The sequence below is a fragment of the Pseudomonas sp. yb_5 genome (genome assembly GCF_043103865.1).
Taxonomy (GTDB): domain Bacteria; phylum Pseudomonadota; class Gammaproteobacteria; order Pseudomonadales; family Pseudomonadaceae; genus Aquipseudomonas; species Aquipseudomonas putida_Y.
On the sequence record NZ_JBICKE010000035.1, the window covers coordinates 1 to 4,615 of the forward strand.

Annotated in this window: 2 protein-coding genes; both read left to right on the forward strand. The window is 64.2% G+C overall.

The features are described from left to right. Window positions 1-330: 330 nt before the first annotated feature. Window positions 331-4,230, forward strand: a complete 3,900-nt coding sequence (purL, locus tag ACF8GF_RS04635) for a phosphoribosylformylglycinamidine synthase (protein ID WP_176683686.1) — start codon at window positions 331-333, stop codon at window positions 4,228-4,230. Window positions 4,231-4,233: 3 nt separating this feature from the next. Continuing rightward, window positions 4,234-4,545 carry an NGG1p interacting factor NIF3 gene (locus ACF8GF_RS04640; RefSeq protein WP_392460672.1) on the forward strand — a complete coding sequence of 104 codons (312 nt, stop codon included), beginning with the start codon at window positions 4,234-4,236 and terminating at the stop codon, window positions 4,543-4,545. Window positions 4,546-4,615: the final 70 nt, after the last annotated feature.

Below are 4,615 nucleotides of genomic sequence, written 5' to 3' on the forward strand. Positions count from 1 at the left end.
CAGGCGCTGAATGTGTCGAGCCGGACACCTGCGGCGCTCGATCTCCCAGGCGCTGAATGTGTCGAGCCGGACACCTGCGGCGCTCGATCTCCCAGGCGCTGAATGTCTTGAGGCGGACACCTGCGGCGCTCGATCTCCCAGGCACTGAATGTCTTGAGGCGGACACCTAGCGGCGCTCGATCTCGTCTCAACCCGGACACCTCTGAAAACTGACCCCGAAGTCCGGTTCCGCCGCCCGGCAGGCGTGGCTTAGAGCAGGTGCCGAAAGCCATCGAATTAGGCTAGAATGCACGGCCTCTAAGCACACCCCTTCCTGAGGCTGTCCCGACGATGTTGATCCTGCGCGGCGCTCCTGCCCTTTCTGCCTTTCGCCACGGTAAATTACTCGAGCAACTGAGCCAGAAAGTCCCCGCTGTTACTGGTTTGTATGCCGAATTTGCCCACTTCGCCGATGTCGACGGCGAGTTGACCGCCGACCAGCAGCAGGTGCTGGGCCGTCTGCTCAAGTACGGCCCGAGCGTGCCGGTACAGGAGCCGACGGGTCGTCTGTTCCTGGTGGTACCGCGCCTGGGCACCATTTCGCCATGGGCCAGCAAGGCCAGCGACATCGCCCACAACTGCGGCCTGCAGTCGATCCAGCGCCTGGAGCGCGGCATCGCCTACTACGTGGCCGGCACCCTGAGCGACGCTGATGCCGAACTGATCGCCGCCGAATTGCACGACCGCATGACCCAGCGTGTGCTCGGCCAGCTGGAGCAGGCCGCAGACCTGTTCAGCCACGCCCAGCCCAAGCCGATGACCTCGGTGGACATCCTTTCCGGCGGTCGCGACGCCTTGGCCAAGGCCAACATCGACCTGGGCCTGGCCCTGGCCGAAGACGAGATCGACTACCTGGTCAATGCCTTCCAGGGCCTCAAGCGCAACCCGAACGACATCGAACTGATGATGTTCGCCCAGGCCAACTCCGAGCACTGCCGCCACAAGATCTTCAACGCCAGTTGGGATATCGACGGCCAGGCTCAGGAAAAGAGCCTGTTCGGCATGATCAAGAACACCTACCAGATGCACAACGAAGGTGTTCTGTCGGCATACAAGGATAACGCCTCGGTGATCGTCGGCAACGTTGCCGGCCGCTTCTTCCCGAACCCTGAAACCCGCCAGTACGGCGCGGTGCAGGAGCCGGTGCACATCCTGATGAAGGTCGAGACGCACAACCACCCGACCGCCATCGCCCCGTTCTCCGGCGCCTCCACCGGCTCCGGTGGCGAAATCCGCGACGAAGGTGCTACCGGCCGTGGCGCCAAGCCCAAGGCCGGCCTGACGGGCTTCACCGTGTCCAACCTGCGCATCCCGGGCTTCGAACAGCCTTGGGAAAAGGCCTATGGCAAGCCCGAGCGTATCGTCGACGCCCTCGACATCATGATCGAAGGCCCTCTGGGTGGCGCTGCGTTCAACAACGAATTCGGTCGCCCGGCCCTGACCGGCTACTTCCGTACCTTCGAGCAAGCCATCGACACCCCCCACGGCGAAGAAGTGCGCGGCTACCACAAGCCGATCATGCTCGCCGGTGGTATGGGCAACATCCGTGAAGACCACGTGCAGAAGGGCGAAATCACCGTCGGCGCCAAGCTGATCGTGCTTGGCGGCCCGGCCATGCTGATCGGCCTGGGCGGCGGCGCTGCTTCGTCGGTGGCTACCGGTGCCAGCTCGGCTGACCTGGACTTCGCTTCGGTACAGCGCGAAAACCCGGAAATGGAGCGCCGTTGCCAGGAGGTCATCGACCGTTGCTGGCAGCTGGGCGACGACAACCCGATCGCCTTCATCCACGACGTGGGCGCTGGCGGTATTTCCAACGCCTTCCCTGAACTGGTCAACGACGGTGGCCGCGGTGGTCGCTTCGAACTGCGCAACGTGCCCAATGACGAGCCGGGCATGGCCCCGCACGAAATCTGGAGCAACGAGTCGCAAGAGCGTTATGTGCTGGCCGTCAGCGCAGTCGACTTCGAGCGCTTCAAGGCCATCTGCGAGCGCGAGCGTTGCCCGTTTGCCGTGGTTGGTGAAGCGACTGAAGAACCGCACCTGACCGTCAGCGACAGCCACTTCGGCAACACCCCGGTGGACATGCCGCTGGACGTGCTGCTGGGCAAGCCGCCGCGCATGCACCGTTCGGTTACCCGCGAAGCCGAGCTGGGCGATGACTTCGACCCGAGCGAGCTGGACCTGGACAGCGCCGTCCAGCGCGTGCTGAACCACCCGGCCGTGGCCAGCAAGAGCTTCCTGATCACCATTGGCGACCGCACCATCACCGGCCTGGTTGCCCGCGACCAGATGGTCGGCCCGTGGCAGGTTCCGGTGGCGGACTGCGCCGTTACCGCCACCAGCTTCGACGTCTACACCGGTGAAGCCATGGCCATGGGCGAGCGTACGCCGCTGGCGCTGCTGGATGCCCCGGCGTCCGGTCGCATGGCCATCGGCGAAACCCTGACCAACCTGGCGGCTTCGCGCATCGAAAAGCTGTCCGACATCAAACTGTCGGCCAACTGGATGTCCGCTGCTGGTCACCCAGGTGAAGACGCACGCCTGTACGACACCGTGAAGGCTGTCGGCATGGAGCTGTGCCCGGAGCTGGGTATCACCATTCCGGTCGGCAAAGACTCGATGTCGATGAAGACCAAGTGGAGCGACGAGGGCGTCGAGAAGAGCGTCACCTCGCCGATGTCGCTGATCATCACCGGCTTCGCCCCGGTCACCGACATCCGCAAGACCCTGACCCCGCAACTGCGCATGGACAAGGGCGAAACCGACCTGATCCTGATCGACCTGGGTCGCGGCAAGAACCGCATGGGTGCCTCGATCCTGGCTCAGACCTACGGCAAGATCGCTGCCCAGGCTCCGGACGTCGACGACGCCGAAGACCTCAAGGCCTTCTTCGCCGTGATCCAGGGCCTGAACGACGACGGCCACCTGCTGGCCTACCACGACCGTTCCGATGGCGGCCTGGTCACCACCGTGCTGGAAATGGCCTTCGCCGGCCACTGCGGTCTCGACCTGCAACTCGACCCGCTGACCGACAGCAAGGGCGAAGTACCGGCCATCCTCTTCAACGAAGAGCTGGGTGCGGTGATCCAGGTTCGCCAGGATGCTACCCCGGACGTGCTGGCACAGTTCAGCGCTGCTGGCCTGGGTGAAGAATGCGTCGCGGTGATCGGCAAGCCGGTCAACAACGCTGAAGTGACCATCAGCCTGAATGGCGAAGTGCTGTTCGACGACGACCGTCGCATGCTGCAGCGTCAGTGGGCTGAAACCAGCTACCAGATCCAGCGCCTGCGCGACAACGCCGACTGCGCTGACCAGGAATTCGACCTGCTGCTCGAGGAAGACAACCCGGGCCTGTCGGTCAAGCTGGGCTTCGACGTCAACGACGACATCGCCGCGCCTTACATCAAGAAAGGCGTGCGCCCGCAAGTGGCCATCCTGCGTGAGCAGGGCGTCAACGGCCAGGTCGAGATGGCTGCTGCCTTCGACCGCGCCGGCTTCGCCGCCATCGACGTGCACATGAGCGATATCCTCGCTGGCCGTGTCGACTTCGAAGCCTTCAAGGGCCTGGTCGCCTGTGGCGGCTTCTCGTACGGTGACGTGCTGGGCGCAGGTGAAGGCTGGGCCAAGTCGGCGCTGTTCAACGCCCGTGCCCGTGACGCCTTCCAGGCCTTCTTCGAGCGTACCGACAGCTTCGCCCTGGGCGTGTGCAACGGTTGCCAGATGATGTCCAACCTGCACGAGCTGATCCCGGGCACCGAGTACTGGCCGCACTTCGTGCGCAACCGCTCGGAGCAGTTCGAAGCCCGCGTGGCCATGGTCGAGGTGCAGAAGTCCAACTCGATCTTCCTGCAGGGCATGGCCGGTTCGCGCATGCCGATCGCCATCGCCCACGGTGAAGGCCATGCCGAGTTCGCCAGCGAAGAAGCATTGCTGGAAGCCGATGTGTCCGGTTGCGTGGCCCTGCGCTACGTCGACAACCACGGCAAGGTCACCGAAGCCTACCCGGCCAACCCGAACGGCTCGCCGCGTGGTATCACCGGCCTGACCAGCCGCGACGGCCGCGTGACCATCATGATGCCGCACCCGGAGCGTGTGTTCCGCGCTGTGCAGAACTCCTGGCGCCCGGACGAGTGGCAGGAAGATGCCGCGCTGATGCGTATGTTCCGCAATGCGCGGGTGTGGGTGAACTAAGGGGTGTACAAGCTCGCCTTCTTCGTGCCCGACAGCCATGTCGAAGTGGTCAAGGTCGCTGTGTTCGCCGCTGGTGGCGGGCGCATCGGTGACTATGACCACTGCGCCTGGCAAACCCTTGGCCAGGGCCAGTTCCGCCCGCTGGACGGTAGCCAGCCGTTCCTCGGGCAAGCGGGCCAGGTCGAGGTGGTTGAGGAATGGAAGGTGGAGCTGGTGGTGGCTGACGAGCTGGTGGCCCAGGTTGTCGCTGCGCTCAAGCAGAGCCACCCGTACGAGACGCCAGCCTATGAAGTCTGGCGGCTCGCCGAGTTCTAGAACGCATCACGGCTATTCGCGGGCACGCCCGCTCCCACAGGGATATCACAATCTTCAGAACCTGTGATAT